Here is an 18,871-nt window from a genome sequence, read left to right on the forward strand (position 1 = left end):
CTAATAAAAAATGCAGCTTTAAGATCAGGTAAACAGTAAACATGACGCCTTCAAGTGTCACTTGCCCCCACTGCCAGACCACATTTCGCATAACCCATACCCAGCTTAAGGCTGCCAATGGTTCGGTGCGTTGCGGTTCATGCCTGCAGATATTCAATGCTATGGAGCAGATGCCACACCTTAAAGAACAAGAAAAGGAGGCATTGAACACCGCCATTGAAACCGTTGAAACACCCCCTTCTCCCCACAGGGAAGAGGCCCAGGTATCCGTTCAACCCAGAAAAGAGCTCCAGGAAACGCTCGTTATCCAACAGCAAAAACCGGTAAAAAAGCCGGATTCAACACAATCGGAAACATCCAGAGGCAAAGACCCTGCTCCTTCCATAAAGGCAAAGGTGGCTACTGCCCCCATAGAGTATGATGGTTATCACCAGCAAAGCATCAAAACCCTGATTCACGAACTGGACCAGCGGGAAACCGAAGAAACCATTAACAAACAACAGCGCCGTAGGAAAAGGACCTATTGGAGCGTTGCGGCCTGCACCCTGCTAGTATTGCTGACACTGCAATTTGCCTGGTTTAACCGCAATACTCTGTCACTGAATCCCGCTCTGCGGCCAGCTTATGCCATGACCTGCAACCTGCTTTCCTGCATACTCCCCCCCATGGTCAACATCAACGCCATTAAAAGTGTTGACCTTGTGGTACGCAGCCACCCTGACCAAAACAATGCCCTGCAGGTGGATGCGGTGATCATTAATGAAGCCGGACACTCACAACCCTTTCCGAACCTTAACCTGACCTTTGCGGATATCAATGGCCGACTGGTAGCTAGCCGCACCTTCACCCCATCAGAGTACCTTGGTGGTGAGTTGGCAGGCTCGAATGAAATGCCCAAGGCACAACCTGTTCGACTGGAGCTGGAAATTATCGACCCGGGTGAACAGGCAGTAAACTATCGACTGACCTTCAGTGAAAACAAAACAGCACGGTTTAACTAACATTTGCAGAACATACACCGCTAATTGCTCCACATTACCGGCACTTCCGCCATCCCTGGCGATCACGCAAAGCCCACAACGAAAGATAAGCCTTTTTCTCTTCTTTGCTTTGTGAATTGGGTAATCGCTGTGATGCCAAGGTCTTTTTATTGCTCAAGCAATTGCCAGCAGCCGGATAAGCTCTTTACGATTACCAATCAAATCGGCCAGGCTGTACTGGTTCAACACGCCCATAAAAGCTGCTACCGCTTCGGCAAACACCCCTTTCAACTCACACCCTGGTGAAATCCTGCACATCGGCTGTTCACACTCCACCACCTTCATGGTGTTTTCCATGCACCTGACCAGTGCGCCCAGGTTAATCGCTTCTGGTGACTTACCGAGAGTAAACCCTCCTCCTTTACCACGAATGGTGGTGAGATACCCCTCATGACCAAGTTTCTGAACAATTTTCATCACATGATTACGTGATATGTCATAGGTATCCGTTACTTCCTGAATAGAGAGCAACCGCCCTTCTGGTTGCAGGGCGGCATACATCAGAATGCGTAATGCATAGTCGGTGTGTTTTGTCAGTTTCATGCAAAAATCGACACAGTGTAAAAAAGCAAATAGAATGCATCTTAATAAAATGCATTTCAAATACATCTTTTCTGTAACCATCGAGGGATGTGCTATGAGTCTGAATGAAAAAACCATTGGAATCGTCAAAGCCACAGCCCCGGTTCTGGCAGAACATGGTGAAACCATTACCCGGCGCTTTTACCTGCAGATGTTCAGCCAGAATCCAGAACTGCTCAATATTTTCAACGCCACCAACCAGAAAACCGGTCGCCAGCAAGCAGCACTGGCCGAAGCCGTCTATGACTATGCTGCCAACATCGATAACCTTGGAACCCTGACCAGCGCCGTACAACGCATTGCCCATAAACACGCCAGCTTCAACATTCTGCCGGAGCATTATCCCATTGTCGGCAAGCATCTTCTGGAAGCCATAGCCCATGTTCTGGGTGAGGCCGCAACCGATGAAATACTGGATGCCTGGCAGGAAGCCTATGGTTTCCTGGCAGATCTGTTCATTGAAGTGGAAGAAGGGATTTACCGGGAGAATCAGCAGATATCCGGTGGCTGGCGGGGGACAAGGGAGTTCAAGGTAGTGAACAAGGTTAAGGAAAGTGATCTGATCACCTCCTTCTATTTTGAACCACTGGATGGTTTACCGGTAGCTGATTTCCTGCCCGGTCAGTACATCGGTATTTATCTGCATCCCGATCATTCAGAACATCGCTGCATTCGTCAATACAGCCTCTCCGATGCCCCTAATGGCAAGAGTTATCGCATTTCAGTAAAGCGTGAGGGTGAAGGAGAAACCCGTGGCATAATATCGCACTATCTGCACGACAATGTTCAGTTGGATGATGTTGTCGAACTGTGCCCACCCTGTGGCGATTTCTACCTGATTGATCGATCAGATGCACCTGTCGTCCTGATGAGTGCCGGTGTTGGCCAAACCCCCATGTTAAGCATGCTGAACAGCCTGACCAGAAAAAAAACCGACCTACCGATTATTTTTGTCCACAGTGCCATCAACAGCCGGACCCATGCTTTCGGTCAGCACGTCCGGGATATTGCCGGGACAAATGACAATATTGAACAGATTCTGTTTTATGATGAGCCAACCGATGATTGCTCTGCTCATCATTATGCAGGCAGAATGGACCTGGAACTGGTCCGCGATAAGATTGACCTTCCGGAAGCACACTACTACTTCTGTGGCCCACTGGGGTATATGGCAATGGTGAAAGGGGTGCTGCAAGGCTGGGGAGTAACTAAAGACCGACTTCACTATGAAGTCTTTGGCCCCCATAAAGACATCTGATCCATAACCGAAGAAAGCTGAAATTTTATAAAGCTGCAGAGATTACCGATAATTGCTCCTGCATTATTGGCAATTTCAGCATCCCTGGCGGTCACACATCACGCGAAGCGGAAAAATTTCATTGATATTGCCCGGCGATCTTCCGGGCACTGTGTGGATAAGCCTTCACCAGCTTCTGATAACTGTTATCCAGCGCTGCCTGCAGCCCATCACTCAACCAGCCCCGGTAGTGAAAACTGAATAACGCGCTGTTTTCCAGGACACGAGGCTCCCATGGCCCAAGCTCGTTGGCACGCAGTAATGCCGCTGTAAACGACCGGTCGATCAGAGAGTACTGCGAGCGGGCCCGGGCATAATCACTCCAGCTGTATGGCCAAGCGGGCCTTAAAACGATGGCTTTCTGCCAGGCTTCCAACTCCACATTATTCTCTATATCAATACCGGATAGCCTGCCCCGCTCAAGCACCCGTGCCTTCAAAACATACAGGGCAGGACTCTCCGGCATTTGTCGTATAGCACCGTCTACACCCTGAATGGCAATGTCCAGTTCAGAAGGCTCCACCACAACACTTTTGCTGGCTGCTGTCTTCCGTTGCCAATGATCCAGAAACAGTTCGGTTTGGTAACGACCGACTTCCGAACGCAACAGGGTAAAGGCCTGAAAAATCACCAAACACAGCACCAGAACAACCGGCAACATCAGCAAACCACGATGCCAGGATAGAGAACGTTTCATAAGGCATCACCAAAAAGGCACTGCGTTAACTTATCCGGATTAACCGTTGTCAGCAACACACACTGATCGCTGCCAACCCATTGGTTGAGAGTCTCTGCAGCCAGTGTCATGGCCGGCGGCCGACGAACCGGATGATGGGCATCCGAAGCCACAAACTGCACCAACTCCTGGTCCACGAACCAGCGGGCAGTTGTCTCTGCCCTTTCGCCAAAGCGACCGGCAACCGAACCGGCTGTCAACTGCAACAACGCCCCCCGCTCCACAAACGGCAGTACACGTTCAGGGTAAGACATCAGTTCTTTATTCCGCTCAGGGTGAGCAATGACTGCCCGTAACTGTTCAGCACCCCCACATAAATCTGGAATTTTCTGATTTTTATACCATCCTCTTAAGCACCATTTTTCCACAATATTCGCCAGCATGATTCCAGAACTACCCGCAACTATGTCGGCTGAGATTCTCTTGAAAGAGAATGCAGAGCTGCGGATGAGAGTTGCCTGTCTGGAAGAGCGATGTCGAGAATTGGAAGAAAAGGTTGGCAAGAACAGTCAAAACAGCAGCAAGCCGCCATCGTCTGATGGTTATCAAAAACCTTGTAAAAACAGTAATTCTCCAGATCATTCTGACGACCTTTCCGCAGATAAAGGTACCGATCCATCGGATGAAAAACCCAATCCTAAAAGTCTGAGACAGTCTTCTGGTAATAAAGCCGGTGGAAAGAAAGGGCATCAGGGCACTTGTCTTAAACAGGTCGATATCCCTGACTATATTGAGTACCTTCCGGTTAAAGAATGCAATAAATGTCAGGCGTCTCTTCTTGATAGTGAGCCGGTCAAATATATTGAACGACAGGTGTTTGAACCAGGGAGACCGGGTGAATTTGAAGTAACGGCCCATAGAGCTGAAGTAAAAATCTGCACTTGTGGTTGTCGGAATCAGGCTGAATTCCCGGAAGGTGTTACCGCTGCCGCACAATATGGCTCAGCCACACAGGCTATGGCCGTCTATCTTAACCAATACCATTTCCTGCCTTTTAAGCGCGTGTCAGAGTATTTTAATACTCTCTATAAAATGAGTGTAAGTGCAGGCACTGTCGCCAATTTTGTGGCCAGAACCTATGAAAATCTGGCTTCTACTGAAGAGGTTATTCGTGACGCCTTGCGGGAATCGTCTGTTGCCGGAGCCGATGAAACGGGTATGCGGGCCGAGGGCTCTTTGCACTGGCTACACGTTATGCGGGATGAACAATGGACGCTCTACTACTTGTCTGAAAAGCGAGGTCGTGAGGCCATGGACACGATGGGCATACTGCTAACATTTGCAGGCGTTCTGGTTCATGATCATTGGAAATCCTATTTTGCATATGCGGCAACTCACGTACTTTGCAATGCCCATCACCTGAGGGAGCTTTTGGGTGTTGTTGATAGGGACAGCAATCAACTGGCGTTGCGATTGATGAAGCTACTGAGGCTTTCCTGGCATTACTGCAAGGGCTTTAAGACCATAGGTATGCTACAGATGCCAAGTGTTGTCTGTGAACGAATCGAGAAGATTTATGACCGGTTGCTTCAGCGGGCTCTAATGAAAGAAGTCGTCTATATGGAGAAGCAACGAGAGGAGCTTAAGCGCAAGAAAGTCAAGGTAACTGTTCAGCACCCCCACATAAATCTGGAATTTTCTGATTTTTATACCATCCTCTTAAGCACCATTTTTCCACAATATTCGCCAGCATGATTCCAGAACTACCCGCAACTATGTCGGCTGAGATTCTCTTGAAAGAGAATGCAGAGCTGCGGATGAGAGTTGCCTGTCTGGAAGAGCGATGTCGAGAATTGGAAGAAAAGGTTGGCAAGAACAGTCAAAACAGCAGCAAGCCGCCATCGTCTGATGGTTATCAAAAACCTTGTAAAAACAGTAAGTAACTATTCAGCACTGAGCAAAGGCATATTACAGTAATTCCGAACAGCTCTATGAAGTGATTGATATATGTCCATTCCCTGTTTTCTGGCAGACGACAAATAGCTGCGAATCCGTGCAAACATAGAACCACCGTCTGCACTCCTGAAGCAGCCTGAGATTTTCTGCTTTAACTTGGCCATTCGAACATCCCGCTCACTGCCATTGTTATCGAAGGGAATGGTAAAATCTGACATGAAGCGCAGTGTCTCAGCCTTGAACTCAGTGAGTCGTTTGAAGAGATTGTAAGCTTTAGTATTCTTGACTTTCTTGCGCTTAAGCTCCTCTCGTTGCTTCTCCATATAGACGACTTCTTTCATTAGAGCCCGCTGAAGCAACCGGTCATAAATCTTCTCGATTCGTTCACAGACAACACTTGGCATCTGTAGCATACCTATGGTCTTAAAGCCCTTGCAGTAATGCCAGGAAAGCCTCAGTAGCTTCATCAATCGCAACGCCAGTTGATTGCTGTCCCTATCAACAACACCCAAAAGCTCCCTCAGGTGATGGGCATTGCAAAGTACGTGAGTTGCCGCATATGCAAAATAGGATTTCCAATGATCATGAACCAGAACGCCTGCAAATGTTAGCAGTATGCCCATCGTGTCCATGGCCTCACGACCTCGCTTTTCAGACAAGTAGTAGAGCGTCCATTGTTCATCCCGCATAACGTGTAGCCAGTGCAAAGAGCCCTCGGCCCGCATACCCGTTTCATCGGCTCCGGCAACAGACGATTCCCGCAAGGCGTCACGAATAACCTCTTCAGTAGAAGCCAGATTTTCATAGGTTCTGGCCACAAAATTGGCGACAGTGCCTGCACTTACACTCATTTTATAGAGAGTATTAAAATACTCTGACACGCGCTTAAAAGGCAGGAAATGGTATTGGTTAAGATAGACGGCCATAGCCTGTGTGGCTGAGCCATATTGTGCGGCAGCGGTAACACCTTCCGGGAATTCAGCCTGATTCCGACAACCACAAGTGCAGATTTTTACTTCAGCTCTATGGGCCGTTACTTCAAATTCACCCGGTCTCCCTGGTTCAAACACCTGTCGTTCAATATATTTGACCGGCTCACTATCAAGAAGAGACGCCTGACATTTATTGCATTCTTTAACCGGAAGGTACTCAATATAGTCAGGGATATCGACCTGTTTAAGACAAGTGCCCTGATGCCCTTTCTTTCCACCGGCTTTATTACCAGAAGACTGTCTCAGACTTTTAGGATTGGGTTTTTCATCCGATGGATCGGTACCTTTATCTGCGGAAAGGTCGTCAGAATGATCTGGAGAATTACTGTTTTTACAAGGTTTTTGATAACCATCAGACGATGGCGGCTTGCTGCTGTTTTGACTGTTCTTGCCAACCTTTTCTTCCAATTCTCGACATCGCTCTTCCAGACAGGCAACTCTCATCCGCAGCTCTGCATTCTCTTTCAAGAGAATCTCAGCCGACATAGTTGCGGGTAGTTCTGGAATCATGCTGGCGAATATTGTGGAAAAATGGTGCTTAAGAGGATGGTATAAAAATCAGAAAATTCCAGATTTATGTGGGGGTGCTGAACAGTTACAAGTCAAGAATACTAAAGCTTACAATCTCTTCAAACGACTCACTGAGTTCAAGGCTGAGACACTGCGCTTCATGTCAGATTTTACCATTCCCTTCGATAACAATGGCAGTGAGCGGGATGTTCGAATGGCCAAGTTAAAGCAGAAAATCTCAGGCTGCTTCAGGAGTGCAGACGGTGGTTCTATGTTTGCACGGATTCGCAGCTATTTGTCGTCTGCCAGAAAACAGGGAATGGACATATATCAATCACTTCATAGAGCTGTTCGGAATTACTGTAATATGCCTTTGCTCAGTGCTGAATAGTTACGACTGCCCTTATCTCCCGTTTATGGAGCCAGTCCAGCATCTGCTCCATCCCCACAGGAATTCGTTGATGAGGCATTTCCAGTAACAGACACCGGAAACCCTCCCACTGCCCAATCATGGGAATTTCATCCCGGCGCAGCTGAAACATCATTTCATCGCTGAAACGAACCTCTGCCGCCATAGCCAGCTGAATCGACAACCCCGCTGCTCTGGCCTGTTGCTGAAGGTTGGCAAATCCCGGACGGATGGTGCTCGAATTATTATCAAATCGTCCGGGGTGCATATGGGGCGTACACACCAGTTTCCGGATGCCATCGGCCTGGGCCAGCTCCAACATGACCAGTGCCTGCTCCAGACTATCAGCGCCATCGTCAATGCCAGGAATAATATGGTTGTGGATATCAATCATTTAGTTTTATAAGTCTTAGTTACTGATATTTTCAGCTTCTGGATAGCAGCCGGCGCACCAGCAATGTCAGCAAGTACGCGGGAACCAGTAGCAATGCTCCTGTCAAAAACAGTGCGACAGGAACCGGAACATGAAAATAGGTAAACGCAAAGGCAATACTGACCACCGCATCCACAACACTTAAGCTCAACGGTGAATCATTTGGTCCGGAAAGGTAGTTTAGCCACAGAACTTCCCCGGCCAGAATCACCATAATCAGGGGAATATCCCACCCGGGTACCCACTTTTTCATGAAAACCGCACCATCAGATTACCCATCAAAGTAACAGAATCCCGGCAATCTAAAGGCTCATCTGCCAATCGCCGGAATACCCCGTCGCAAAACCGTCAATAAACGCCACTTACCAACCGCTAAATAGGTTCAATCTAACGTCAGAAGCTACAAATATAAAGAGAAGGATTTCATTGTGCAGTACCTTCATGGAGGAAGTCATGCTGTTTTCCGCCAATTTTTCTGGCCTTTCTGTTGCCACCCTGGCACTGCTGCTTATAAGCAACACCTATTCCAGAGCCGAAACACCTCATACTCAGCACCAATGCCTGATCGGTGACCGTTATTGGTTTGGCTTGCAGGAGACGGTGGATCAAATCGATGCATTTCCCACCCGCATTAATGCACTGATTGACTCCGGCTCTACCCTATCTTCCATGGATGCCAGAGACATCAGCATCAGAAAACACACCAATGGCACCCTATGGGTTTACTTTTCCGTTCTCTCCGGCGGCACTCAACAGGAAATGGTTAACATGATAAAACCACTGAAACGTTACGCCCGGATACAAACCCACTCCGGTGTTCCGCAGAAACGCCCGGTGATCGAAGCAACCATACGACTGGGACCTGTTGAAATCCGTACCGATTTCAGCCTGACCTCCCGCTCCCGATTCAAAAACCAGATGCTTCTCGGCACCAATACGCTGAAGAACCTGGCCGTTATTGATCTCTCAGAAGAATTTCTGCTGAAAAATCACTGTCTACACATCAGCCGTCAACCCTGACCAGCAGCTTTTTTACAGGAATCTTTACGGGAACAGGACGGCAAGTACCTGGCCAGAACCCCCAATGCCATCAGTGACACAAAGTACGCCGCATTGGCTGGCATCTGCAGGTTAAAGTCCACCGACGAATGAATCATGATGGCCAGCATCCCCATAAACGACGAGAACCCCATACCGATCATCAACCGACTGCGACGCTGCTTCATCGCCTGAACCGCCAGCCAGGATGACCAGATCACCATCAACGCCAATATCAGAAATACCGGAACCCCAAACTCCAGGGGAAACTGTAGAAAATCATTATGGGCGAGGTCATAAAAACCTTTCCAGCTGCCATCATGATAAGCAGGCAGTGTTGTATAAAAGCTACCTGCACCGGAACCTGTCAGTGAGTAGTCACTGATTGCCACCAGGGTGACCTCAGACACATTGGGGCGGGTCTCCCGCTCCAGAGAAGTTTGTTCAATACGTTCCATCACCTTTTCAAGGCCAAACCACTGGCTGAGGATTGCCGTATCAATCACCAGCAGGCTGACAAAAAGAACGACCATCCCACGGCTGAGCTTTTTACGACAGATAACGTACAGAATTCCGGTCACCAGCAAACTGGAGAAAAAGGCCGTATTCCCCATACGGGAACGGGAAAGCACCAGGCCAATCACCATAATGGCCAGCCCGGTACGAAGTATGACCTTGTTACTCATCAACGTTTGCAGGGTCTGGCGAAGCCACTCCTGCCAGCTGTCGGCTTTGCTATCCTTCAACTGGGCAATCAGCAACCCCATACCAAAGGCCAGTGTCATCTCCATGCATCCGGCAAAACTGTTCCGGTTAACGTAAGTACCGGTAGCGACACCAAAGTAAGATGGCTTTTCACCGAACAGCAGCACTTCTGCCCCGGAAAGCGTACTCAGCGAACCAAACACGGCCTGAAAAATTCCGGAGACCACAAAAGCCCAGGCAAACCAGCGTAATTTATCAGGCCGCTCCACCAGCAGTAGACAGAGACAAAAAAACAGATAGTAGGCCATGGTCAACAGAGTACTGACCATCGTATCGTGAGGAGAGATCGACAACGTCATCCACTGGGGCGTTGCCAAACCCAGTGCTTCTGCCGCAGTGACGTGAAGATTCCATGAGAACGGAGAAAGCTGCAAGGCCCAGCCCGACGGGATGGGCAACTGCTGGATAAACAACCAGCCAATAACCCCCATAAAACCCGCATGCAGCCATTTGGCCCGGTGGAAAGACGGTGTGGTTTCCAACCGGCCAAGGGCATAACCCAACACCCAGAACAGGCTGAGAACAGCAATCAGCAATACCAGAATTCCCCGAGCCCAGGGCGGGTTACTGCCCATTGGTAGCGGTAACCAGAAAACGATGGCCAGTAACGACCAGAACAAACACTGTCTATAGGTCATTGTTATTCGATGCTTAAACCACTAAAAAGCGTTAAACCAAATCAGGTGCGCTCGTAAGTATCCTCAAAAGAGATTCCACATGCATAAATTAACCGCTAAACGGCAAGTGACCATCCCGCAAAGCATTTGCCTAAAACCTGGCCTGGAACCGGGTGACTTTATCCAGGTATTTGAACGGGGACCGTAAAGCACCAGTCAGGCAGAACCAGAGTAATAACCGTCGTGGTCGTAATACCCCTGACTGTAACCATAAGCGTCTTTCTGCGCCGGGTTGATCTTGTTCAGCACCCGTCACCGGTGCACGGGCCTGCAACAGACGACCAAGGGCTACCTGAATGGCATTAATCTGCATACGGCCAGCCTCCACCACATAAACCAGGCCATCACAATGGCGAGAAATCATTAATACATCACTGACGTTCTGCACCGGTGGACAATCCAGCACCACATAATCGTAATGCCCTTTCAACTTTTTCAGCAGGGTACCAAAACGTTCAGAAGCCAGCAGTTCCTGTGGATTTGGTGGCACCAGGCCACAGGGAATAACCTCAATGCCATCCACCTTATGCACCGCCTCTGAAACAGCAGCCGAACCCGCCAGCAGGTTTGCCAGACCAGCAGAGCCGCCTTTAATAGCAAAGTTCTTACCCACTACCGGTCGGCGCAAGTCACAGTCAATTAACAGCGTTTTACCCAGCTGCCCCAGCGCCAGCGCCAGCGCCATATTGGAAGCGGTGGATGATTTACCCTCACCCGGCACAGTGGAAGTGACGGCAAACAGCTTATTGTCCCGATCCATGGCACTCAGATTAATACCGGTTCGAATGGTGCGAATCGCCTCACCAAAACCATGCTGCTCCTTATTGGTGAACAGGCTGTAAATCTGTCCATCCAGCTTTTTATCGGTCAGTTTTGGCAGCACACCCAGTACTGGAAGATTCAGTTTCTCTTCAATATCTCTGGTTGTACGCACCGTGTTGTTCAACATTTCCAACAGGAAGGCAATACCACAGGAGACCAGCAAACCAAGCAGGCCCGCAATAGCAACAATCAGCTTTTTCTTAGGCTTGACCGGATGCTGTGCGGCAAATGCCTGATCCACCACACGGGCATTGGCGGTTTGCAGGTCACTGGTTGCGGATGTTTCCTGAATACGTTTAAAGAAGGCATCGTACAGATCTTTATTAATGCGAACCTCACGCTCCAGGGCTCTTAAGCGGAATTGCTTGCGGTTGATATCCTGAACCTTGATCTTGGCCTCAACCACCGCCCTTTCCAGGCTGCGCTCATTGGCCTTATCAATCTCATATTCACGCTCAACACCTTCAACAATATTGAGAACCTCCAGTTCTATATTCTGTCGAATGCTTTCCAGCTCAGAACGGGCAGAGATCATTTTCGGATGCTTTGGCCCATAGCGGCGGGAAAGGTCCAGCACCTGACGCTCCAGCCTGGATTCGTCCTGCTTCAAATCCTGGATTAATGGGTGCGCCAGCACCGCCTGAAGGGTTCGGTTATCATCCTTTTTCAGTTTCCCGGCACGGATCTGCTGATAGATATTTTCAGAAACCGCCAACTTATGACGGACCTGCACCAGTGATTCAGTCAAGGCTTTCAACTCATTGCTGGAAACGGTGAGAACACCCTCCATATCAATCAGCTGCTCCTGCTCGCGGTAGGCCTGCAGGTTCTGTTCTGCCAATTTCAGTTTTTCAGAGAGTTCACTTAAACGCCCCTCCATCCAGTTCGTAGCACTAAGGGTCAGGGAGAGCTTCGCCTCCATATAGGATTCGATATAGGCACTGGCGATGGCATTGGCAATCTGAGCAGCCAGACGCGGACTTTCCGATTCCGCATGAATGCGAACAATCTGGGTTTTCCTGACCGGCTCTATAGTGACGTGTTCAGCCAATACATTGACCGTATCCCGTAGAGTGGCGCTATCGTCTGCTACCTCTTCCGGCTGAGCAATACCCAGTAACCCCTGCCAGTCGGTCAACCCGGCATACCAGGGCTTTTCCTGCAGCGAGGTATTAAACTCCGGATTCTTCAGCAACCCGAGTTTATGCACCACTTTTTCCAGAACCCCTCTGGATTTCAAAACTTCAAACTGGGTATTCAGATAGCTGTCATTACCACCTTCAATACCATAGATCTCTTCAATGGAGACCACCTTGGCCTGCTCCTGCTCAATCTGCAGGACAGCTGTCGCCTGATACACCGGCGTCATGGAAAACACCACCAGTACCGCCATCAGGATGACAGCCAGGGTAAAGCCAATAATGGGCCAGCGGTAAGAGACTAGTACATGGAAAATCTGACGAAGGTCAATAATATCTTCGTCCTGTATCGGTCTGGCTGCGGGTGCTGCCGAAGTCTTTTTAGAATCTGTCATCATAAAGTCTGCACAACGTTATCAGCAGCGATACTGCATTAATTCATCAGAAGAAGCTTTCATTTATCGTAATGATGTCGCCCGGCAGGACGGACTCATTCAACGCCAGTTCCCGCTCAACGGCACGGCCACTTTCTTCACGGGTGACCATAATGCCTTTTTTGGAAGCCCGCTGGGTAAACCCCCCAGCCAGCGCCACCGCTTTTTCAAGGGTCAAACCCGGCTCAAAGCTGAAACCGCCGGGGGATTTCACCTCACCACTGACAAAGAACTTACGATATTCCAGTATGGAAACACTCACTCGCGGATCAACAAAATAACCATCTTTCAGCTGTCGGGTAATGTGATTTTCCAGTTGGCCGACGGTCATTCCCTTCACTCGAAACTCCCCCAGAAATGGGTAGGAAACGGTACCTGCATCCGTAAGGATTAGCTCTTTCTCCATATCGTCTTCGCCAAATACCGAGATGCCAATTTTATCGCCCGAGCCCAGTTCATAGCGGGAGAGACTCATTAACTGATCAGCACTGGCAACTGCGCTGACCAGAAACGCAGACATCATCAGTCCTGCGGCTATTAATGAAAAAAATGATGGTAACTATTCAGCACTGAGCAAAGGCATATTACAGTAATTCCGAACAGCTCTATGAAGTGATTGATATATGTCCATTCCCTGTTTTCTGGCAGACGACAAATAGCTGCGAATCCGTGCAAACATAGAACCACCGTCTGCACTCCTGAAGCAGCCTGAGATTTTCTGCTTTAACTTGGCCATTCGAACATCCCGCTCACTGCCATTGTTATCGAAGGGAATGGTAAAATCTGACATGAAGCGCAGTGTCTCAGCCTTGAACTCAGTGAGTCGTTTGAAGAGATTGTAAGCTTTAGTATTCTTGACTTTCTTGCGCTTAAGCTCCTCTCGTTGCTTCTCCATATAGACGACTTCTTTCATTAGAGCCCGCTGAAGCAACCGGTCATAAATCTTCTCGATTCGTTCACAGACAACACTTGGCATCTGTAGCATACCTATGGTCTTAAGCCCTTGCAGTAATGCCAGGAAAGCCTCAGTAGCTTCATCAATCGCAACGCCAGTTGATTGCTGTCCCTATCAACAACACCCAAAAGCTCCCTCAGGTGATGGGCATTGCAAAGTACGTGAGTTGCCGCATATGCAAAATAGGATTTCCAATGATCATGAACCAGAACGCCTGCAAATGTTAGCAGTATGCCCATCGTGTCCATGGCCTCACGACCTCGCTTTTCAGACAAGTAGTAGAGCGTCCATTGTTCATCCCGCATAACGTGTAGCCAGTGCAAAGAGCCCTCGGCCCGCATACCCGTTTCATCGGCTCCGGCAACAGACGATTCCCGCAAGGCGTCACGAATAACCTCTTCAGTAGAAGCCAGATTTTCATAGGTTCTGGCCACAAAATTGGCGACAGTGCCTGCACTTACACTCATTTTATAGAGAGTATTAAAATACTCTGACACGCGCTTAAAAGGCAGGAAATGGTATTGGTTAAGATAGACGGCCATAGCCTGTGTGGCTGAGCCATATTGTGCGGCAGCGGTAACACCTTCCGGGAATTCAGCCTGATTCCGACAACCACAAGTGCAGATTTTTACTTCAGCTCTATGGGCCGTTACTTCAAATTCACCCGGTCTCCCTGGTTCAAACACCTGTCGTTCAATATATTTGACCGGCTCACTATCAAGAAGAGACGCCTGACATTTATTGCATTCTTTAACCGGAAGGTACTCAATATAGTCAGGGATATCGACCTGTTTAAGACAAGTGCCCTGATGCCCTTTCTTTCCACCGGCTTTATTACCAGAAGACTGTCTCAGACTTTTAGGATTGGGTTTTTCATCCGATGGATCGGTACCTTTATCTGCGGAAAGGTCGTCAGAATGATCTGGAGAATTACTGTTTTTACAAGGTTTTTGATAACCATCAGACGATGGCGGCTTGCTGCTGTTTTGACTGTTCTTGCCAACCTTTTCTTCCAATTCTCGACATCGCTCTTCCAGACAGGCAACTCTCATCCGCAGCTCTGCATTCTCTTTCAAGAGAATCTCAGCCGACATAGTTGCGGGTAGTTCTGGAATCATGCTGGCGAATATTGTGGAAAAATGGTGCTTAAGAGGATGGTATAAAAATCAGAAAATTCCAGATTTATGTGGGGGTGCTGAACAGTTACAAATGATGAAAATATTGATAAGGTTCGAATCGTTCTCATTACCACAACCTGCTTGATAACTCCTTGGAAGCGTCAGTAGAGAACTGACAACCTGACCAGCGAGTAAACATTCGATACGAAAAAGGCTCTATTTTGATTACGAACTGCTCTACAGTGAAAACTGACTGTAGGTCACGAAAAACAAGGATTGAGCAACATTACCGGACAATATGCTGACAACCTTTGTAGATAAAGGGCTTCAGCAATGTTCAACCCAGTAGCAGTCTGAAATCCTACAAGAGCCACGAAAAAAACAGGCTGGATTTATACCAGCCTGCATGCCTTACGATTCATTAACAGCCATTACTAAAGAGCAACGGTACCGCTCAGCATGTAAACGTTACGCTGGTAACCATCTTCGTCAACAGCCACCTGGCGGGCAGACTCATCACGGTCACTGTTCTCATAAGCAAGCGATACGGTCACATTACGCATGACGTTCCAGTTTACCGAGAGACCAAACTGATTAATGGTACGATCTTTCTGGCTGACACCGAATCTATTCTGAACTTCCTCATCGGTGAAGCTGTAGTTAGCGTTGGTGCTAATTTTCCCGGTCCACTGGTGATTCCAGCTCACTGAGCTGGTAGTACCCTGGGTAAAGTCTGCAGTCTGTGGGTTTTCAGATTCCAGACCGTAGTCACGGCTGGTGCTCAACTGAAATACAGAGTGGTCAACGGGCATGTAGCTGACCCCCATTTCCCAGCCAGTGTAGCCCTGACGATCCACATCACTGGCTGAAGTGTCCCGGTAACGACGACCCAACTTGGCATAACCACTGGTTTTAGCCGTCGCCTCCCAGCTCAGACCCACCAGATAACTGGTGATGTCGTATCCAGCGCCCTGCTCATTGGTGTAATCCAGCTCACGCTGTTTAATCTCCACCAGCGCGTCGGTTTTTGGCATAAAGCGATAGAAGACGGTGGTTACATACTCAACGCTCTTACGGTCACTGCCTTCTTTTTCTCCAGCAGCTTCCTGATACGTCTGTTTGTTATAGTTACCAAAAAGATCTGCACGCATCATGGCTTGTGTAGAACCAAAGCCGTACTTCAGGCCACCTTTGGTGCGGGTAAACTCTGGCGCCTCCTTATTGTCTGCCCCATCAACCGTGGACCCTGCATCATGGTAACGGCCAAGATCAAAGTCCACATCCAGACGGTTACGGCTGTTAAATTCCTGATGGATCAAGCCCGTTACACCATAATCGGTGAAATTGGCGTCAGACACGCTGGTAAAGCTGGTGTTTTTGGCAGCCAGTTTGGCTTCATAGGTGCTCATGCCCTGCTGAGCTTTAAAAGCAACGGAAGCATCGACATCCACCACCGTAGAGCTTTTGTCGGCCAGCTCACCTTCGCCTTCACGAAAGATATTGTCATCGTGACCAATGGCCAGCGCCGCCATTGGCGTCACTTCCACCGGCCCCATATTGACATGACCGGCATCTTCCACCGCTGCCATCGCAGTCACGCCATAACCTGCCATGGCCATGGCCAGGCTCAGCTTGCTGATCCCTTTCATTTATTATCTGAAGTTACGCAGCTAACAGCTCTCTCAGCTGCCCCAACGAAGCTTTCAGCCCTGCCATATAGATTTTGGCTCTGAGCTGAAAGTGATTCAGATTTACTTTCAATGACAATACTTCCAACCTGAAGGCTGAGTAAATTGAAAGAAAGATATGATTACTCTGTGTTCTCACAGTATGCGCCGGTGACTTGGCCATTGACGCATTCGATTTCAGCGTTTTATGGAAGACCTCGACTTTCCACCGTTTCTCGTAGATTGCCTTGAGAGTCTCGGCATCACAGTCAAGATCGCTGCAAACCAGATAGAGAATGCCTGTGCTTCCGTCTTTGTTTTTAAAGACCTGACGGTATAGCAGAACAGGGAAATCGACACCTGCTATCCACCCTTGTACAGGCTTATCTTCTGAAAAATCAACAGTATCTATACGCTGTGAACGGCCTTGTAATTTGTCGTCCAGACTGAGGGATACCTTGCGGTTTGACTTCATCGCCATAGGAAATGTTTATTACAGTCGTGTCGAATAAACATCATATTGTCGTTTGAGCAAAACCAGCTATCTGCAAGGACATAGCGGAACATAAGCTGGTTATGGCAGCAAATCATCAGCATCTCCCGCATCATTTCATTTTTGGTTTGCTCTGCATATCGTCTTACCTTTTTTGTCTTCAAGTCGGTGTACAGGATGGTTTTCTCGATCAATTTATAGGCGACAGGAATCGACGCATCTCCGGCATGGTAGTGTGCATTGAGCAGATTTATACCTTTCACGGTGCGATTTTTTGTATGATCAAAATGCCAGGTGTTCAGGGCATTCTCTTTGCTGAACTGCTTTTCCTGAATCGTATCGTCAAAGATCAAAACCCCATCACTGCACTCAACCTGTCGCACGACGGGTTTAACGTAAAGCCATAAGTCACGACTGGTAAACTCATTGTTTGAAAGCAATCGGGTGAATTGGTCATGACTGTAGACATTATCCAAAAGCTCTGACACTCCCGTTGCAGTGGTCTTCCCAGACGACGACAACAGGTAGTCAGAATAAAGTTCTATGAGATCATTTTTCATGCCACCAATAATGGCTGATTTTCAGCAAGGTGCGTAACTTGAGTTATTATTTCACCCTGCTGTATAAAATAACCGCCATGAAAGGCAGCTGATTAAGATTCCGCATCCAGAGGGGCGCACTGCCAGAGTTCTCTGAATATTTTATAATTTATAGAAGTAAAAACTCACTGCACGACGCGGATTGTATTATAAATAGATTGTCAATATAATTTCCAGCGGGTTAACTATCTTTTTTTCACACACAAATCTATCGTGGGAAATCGCTATAAACCCCTGAAATTATACGATCAGGGACTCCCTGCTCAGAATGAACAAGAATTGACTCCCGGCCATTAAACTAAAACAAAGGATGACCATGAAATCTAAACTACTTGTTGCTGCAACTGCACTGGCAGTTTCTGCCATGGCCGGTGTGGCTCAGGCAGGTCTGGCAGCAGAACTGGCTGCCGGACAGCCAACCGCAGAGTCCCTGGCACAGACCGCTGAAACCCTGGGTGTTTCGGTTGAAACCCTGATTAGTGATCTGGCTGCCCAGTTTAAAGACCAGCCAGCCTTGCTGCAGGCCATTGTCAGTGAAGCGATCAAGGCGTTCCCTGAACAAGCTTCCCAGATCGTATACATTGCCGTCACTGAAGCCCCGGATCAAAAAGCAGCCATCACCAGCGCCGCCGTAGCCCAGCTGGGAAATACCGCTGAAGCACAGGCCGTCGTTGACCAGGCTGCTGATGCTGCTGAACAGACCATTGCCCGGGGTGACACCGGGACTCAGCCACAGGGTGAAGAGCCAGAAACAGAAGCAGAACAGACCGAAGCACCAGCCAATGAGTCACCGGCTCCGACGCCTCCACCGCCACCGCCACCAGCTAACAACACGCCAAACGATAAACCTCCTGCCACCAGTCCGAACTGACCTGAAAACACCCGACCTTGCTCGGGTGTTTTTTTATCGTTAAAACAACCCTGAGCGCAAAAACTTTTTCGTGCCACGAAGCCCCTTGTGTTTCCACCCAACAGCTTAAGGATCGTTCAGTTTTCATACAATTCATCAAGAATTTGTACAAATTCAGTGCTTATGCCTTCACTGAACCCGTTTCTTGCTGACTTATATCAAAAAATGAGCACTCCATTGGCCCTATTATTGATCTCTGTCGGAAGGCCTGAGTAACAGCGAGTTAGGTTTTTGCATAGGCAAGCCCACCATCTCAAGCTGAACAAATATTGATCAATCTTACTTTATCGTGAAATATGTAGAGAGTATGATGACCCGCTGGTTTCATCATCCATCAGATTGAGGCTTTCTTTTTTGTC

At 48.4% G+C, this 18,871-nt stretch carries 20 protein-coding genes and 1 pseudogene; 8 read left to right on the forward strand and 13 right to left on the reverse strand.

Annotation, left to right across the window (positions count from 1 at the left end; genetic code table 11):
• Positions 1–41: 41 nt before the first annotated feature.
• Entirely contained in the window at positions 42–1,001 is a 960-nt protein-coding gene (locus MJO57_RS24930; protein WP_252019620.1) for a DUF3426 domain-containing protein, read from the forward strand.
• A gap of 153 nt (positions 1,002–1,154) precedes the next feature.
• On the opposite strand, the gene MJO57_RS24935 is transcribed toward MJO57_RS24930, so the two are convergent.
• Complete coding sequence (locus MJO57_RS24935; RefSeq protein WP_252019624.1) at positions 1,155–1,583, reverse strand: Rrf2 family transcriptional regulator; 429 nt, start codon at positions 1,581–1,583, stop codon at positions 1,155–1,157.
• A 94-nt stretch (positions 1,584–1,677) separates the two neighbouring features.
• Here MJO57_RS24935 and hmpA point away from each other — a divergent pair, with 94 nt between their 5' ends.
• Positions 1,678–2,880, forward strand: a complete 1,203-nt coding sequence (hmpA, locus tag MJO57_RS24940; protein ID WP_252019626.1) for an NO-inducible flavohemoprotein — start codon at positions 1,678–1,680, stop codon at positions 2,878–2,880.
• 118 nt (positions 2,881–2,998) lie between these two features.
• On the opposite strand, the gene MJO57_RS24945 is transcribed toward hmpA, so the two are convergent.
• Both MJO57_RS24945 and MJO57_RS24950 read right to left on the reverse strand, forming a co-directional pair.
• Positions 2,999–3,616, reverse strand: a complete 618-nt coding sequence (locus tag MJO57_RS24945; protein WP_252019628.1) for a hypothetical protein — start codon at positions 3,614–3,616, stop codon at positions 2,999–3,001.
• Positions 3,613–4,038 (reverse strand): CpsB/CapC family capsule biosynthesis tyrosine phosphatase, encoded by a 426-nt coding sequence (locus tag MJO57_RS24950; RefSeq protein WP_252019631.1) that lies wholly within the window; start codon positions 4,036–4,038, stop codon positions 3,613–3,615. Before MJO57_RS24950 ends, MJO57_RS24945 begins: the two co-directional genes overlap by 4 nt.
• Here MJO57_RS24950 and MJO57_RS24955 point away from each other — a divergent pair.
• Positions 4,037–5,350: an IS66 family transposase gene (locus MJO57_RS24955; RefSeq protein WP_252019632.1), complete on the forward strand. Its 1,314-nt coding sequence runs from the start codon at positions 4,037–4,039 to the stop codon at positions 5,348–5,350. The two genes, MJO57_RS24950 and MJO57_RS24955, sit on opposite strands and share 2 nt — an antisense overlap.
• On the forward strand, positions 5,347–5,538 hold the full coding sequence (locus MJO57_RS24960; protein WP_371924672.1) for a DUF6444 domain-containing protein: 192 nt from the start codon (positions 5,347–5,349) through the stop codon (positions 5,536–5,538). Before MJO57_RS24955 ends, MJO57_RS24960 begins: the two co-directional genes overlap by 4 nt.
• Here MJO57_RS24960 and MJO57_RS24965 read toward each other — a convergent pair whose 3' ends face one another.
• Positions 5,539–7,053 carry an IS66 family transposase gene (locus MJO57_RS24965; RefSeq protein WP_252017330.1) on the reverse strand — a complete coding sequence of 505 codons (1,515 nt, stop codon included), beginning with the start codon at positions 7,051–7,053 and terminating at the stop codon, positions 5,539–5,541.
• On the opposite strand from MJO57_RS24965, the gene MJO57_RS24970 reads away from it, so the two are divergent.
• Positions 7,052–7,444 carry a transposase gene (locus tag MJO57_RS24970; protein ID WP_252019634.1) on the forward strand — a complete coding sequence of 131 codons (393 nt, stop codon included), beginning with the start codon at positions 7,052–7,054 and terminating at the stop codon, positions 7,442–7,444. The two genes, MJO57_RS24965 and MJO57_RS24970, sit on opposite strands and share 2 nt — an antisense overlap.
• Here the strand turns inward: MJO57_RS24970 and MJO57_RS24975 are convergent.
• Both MJO57_RS24975 and MJO57_RS24980 read right to left on the reverse strand, forming a co-directional pair.
• Positions 7,431–7,856 carry a CpsB/CapC family capsule biosynthesis tyrosine phosphatase gene (locus tag MJO57_RS24975; RefSeq protein WP_252019636.1) on the reverse strand — a complete coding sequence of 142 codons (426 nt, stop codon included), beginning with the start codon at positions 7,854–7,856 and terminating at the stop codon, positions 7,431–7,433. The genes MJO57_RS24970 and MJO57_RS24975 overlap by 14 nt on opposite strands.
• A 31-nt stretch (positions 7,857–7,887) precedes the next feature.
• Positions 7,888–8,148 (reverse strand): hypothetical protein, encoded by a 261-nt coding sequence (locus MJO57_RS24980; protein ID WP_252019639.1) that lies wholly within the window; start codon positions 8,146–8,148, stop codon positions 7,888–7,890.
• Positions 8,149–8,348: 200 nt separating this feature from the next.
• On the opposite strand from MJO57_RS24980, the gene MJO57_RS24985 reads away from it, so the two are divergent.
• Positions 8,349–8,915 (forward strand): RimK/LysX family protein, encoded by a 567-nt coding sequence (locus tag MJO57_RS24985; RefSeq protein WP_252019641.1) that lies wholly within the window; start codon positions 8,349–8,351, stop codon positions 8,913–8,915.
• Here the strand turns inward: MJO57_RS24985 and MJO57_RS24990 are convergent.
• The 5 genes from MJO57_RS24990 to MJO57_RS25010 form a co-directional block, all read right to left on the reverse strand.
• Positions 8,906–10,318, reverse strand: a complete 1,413-nt coding sequence (locus tag MJO57_RS24990) for an O-antigen ligase (RefSeq protein WP_252019644.1) — start codon at positions 10,316–10,318, stop codon at positions 8,906–8,908. The two genes, MJO57_RS24985 and MJO57_RS24990, sit on opposite strands and share 10 nt — an antisense overlap.
• A gap of 148 nt (positions 10,319–10,466) precedes the next feature.
• Positions 10,467–12,734: a polysaccharide biosynthesis tyrosine autokinase gene (locus MJO57_RS24995; RefSeq protein ID WP_252019647.1), complete on the reverse strand. Its 2,268-nt coding sequence runs from the start codon at positions 12,732–12,734 to the stop codon at positions 10,467–10,469.
• A gap of 43 nt (positions 12,735–12,777) precedes the next feature.
• Positions 12,778–13,293: a polysaccharide biosynthesis/export family protein gene (locus tag MJO57_RS25000; RefSeq protein ID WP_252019649.1), complete on the reverse strand. Its 516-nt coding sequence runs from the start codon at positions 13,291–13,293 to the stop codon at positions 12,778–12,780.
• 36 nt (positions 13,294–13,329) lie between these two features.
• On the reverse strand, positions 13,330–13,746 hold the full coding sequence (locus MJO57_RS25005) for a transposase (protein ID WP_252017803.1): 417 nt from the start codon (positions 13,744–13,746) through the stop codon (positions 13,330–13,332).
• Between the two features lie 11 nt (positions 13,747–13,757).
• The gene (locus tag MJO57_RS25010) at positions 13,758–14,843 is read right to left on the reverse strand and encodes an IS66 family transposase (RefSeq protein WP_252019652.1); all 1,086 of its coding nucleotides are present in this window, start codon (positions 14,841–14,843) and stop codon (positions 13,758–13,760) included.
• On the opposite strand from MJO57_RS25010, the gene MJO57_RS25015 reads away from it, so the two are divergent.
• Positions 14,842–14,988: a hypothetical protein gene (locus MJO57_RS25015; RefSeq protein ID WP_252019655.1), complete on the forward strand. Its 147-nt coding sequence runs from the start codon at positions 14,842–14,844 to the stop codon at positions 14,986–14,988. The genes MJO57_RS25010 and MJO57_RS25015 overlap by 2 nt on opposite strands.
• 289 nt (positions 14,989–15,277) lie before the next feature.
• On the opposite strand, the gene MJO57_RS25020 is transcribed toward MJO57_RS25015, so the two are convergent.
• Both MJO57_RS25020 and MJO57_RS25025 read right to left on the reverse strand, forming a co-directional pair.
• The gene (locus MJO57_RS25020) at positions 15,278–16,492 is read right to left on the reverse strand and encodes a hypothetical protein (RefSeq protein WP_252019658.1); all 1,215 of its coding nucleotides are present in this window, start codon (positions 16,490–16,492) and stop codon (positions 15,278–15,280) included.
• Positions 16,493–16,505: 13 nt separating this feature from the next.
• Positions 16,506–17,563 (reverse strand): annotated as a pseudogene (locus MJO57_RS25025) (transposase).
• A 355-nt stretch (positions 17,564–17,918) separates the two neighbouring features.
• Here MJO57_RS25025 and MJO57_RS25030 point away from each other — a divergent pair.
• On the forward strand, positions 17,919–18,473 hold the full coding sequence (locus MJO57_RS25030) for a hypothetical protein (protein ID WP_252019659.1): 555 nt from the start codon (positions 17,919–17,921) through the stop codon (positions 18,471–18,473).
• Positions 18,474–18,871 lie beyond the last annotated feature (398 nt).

Source organism: Endozoicomonas sp. SCSIO W0465, assembly GCF_023716865.1.
Taxonomy (GTDB): domain Bacteria; phylum Pseudomonadota; class Gammaproteobacteria; order Pseudomonadales; family Endozoicomonadaceae; genus Endozoicomonas.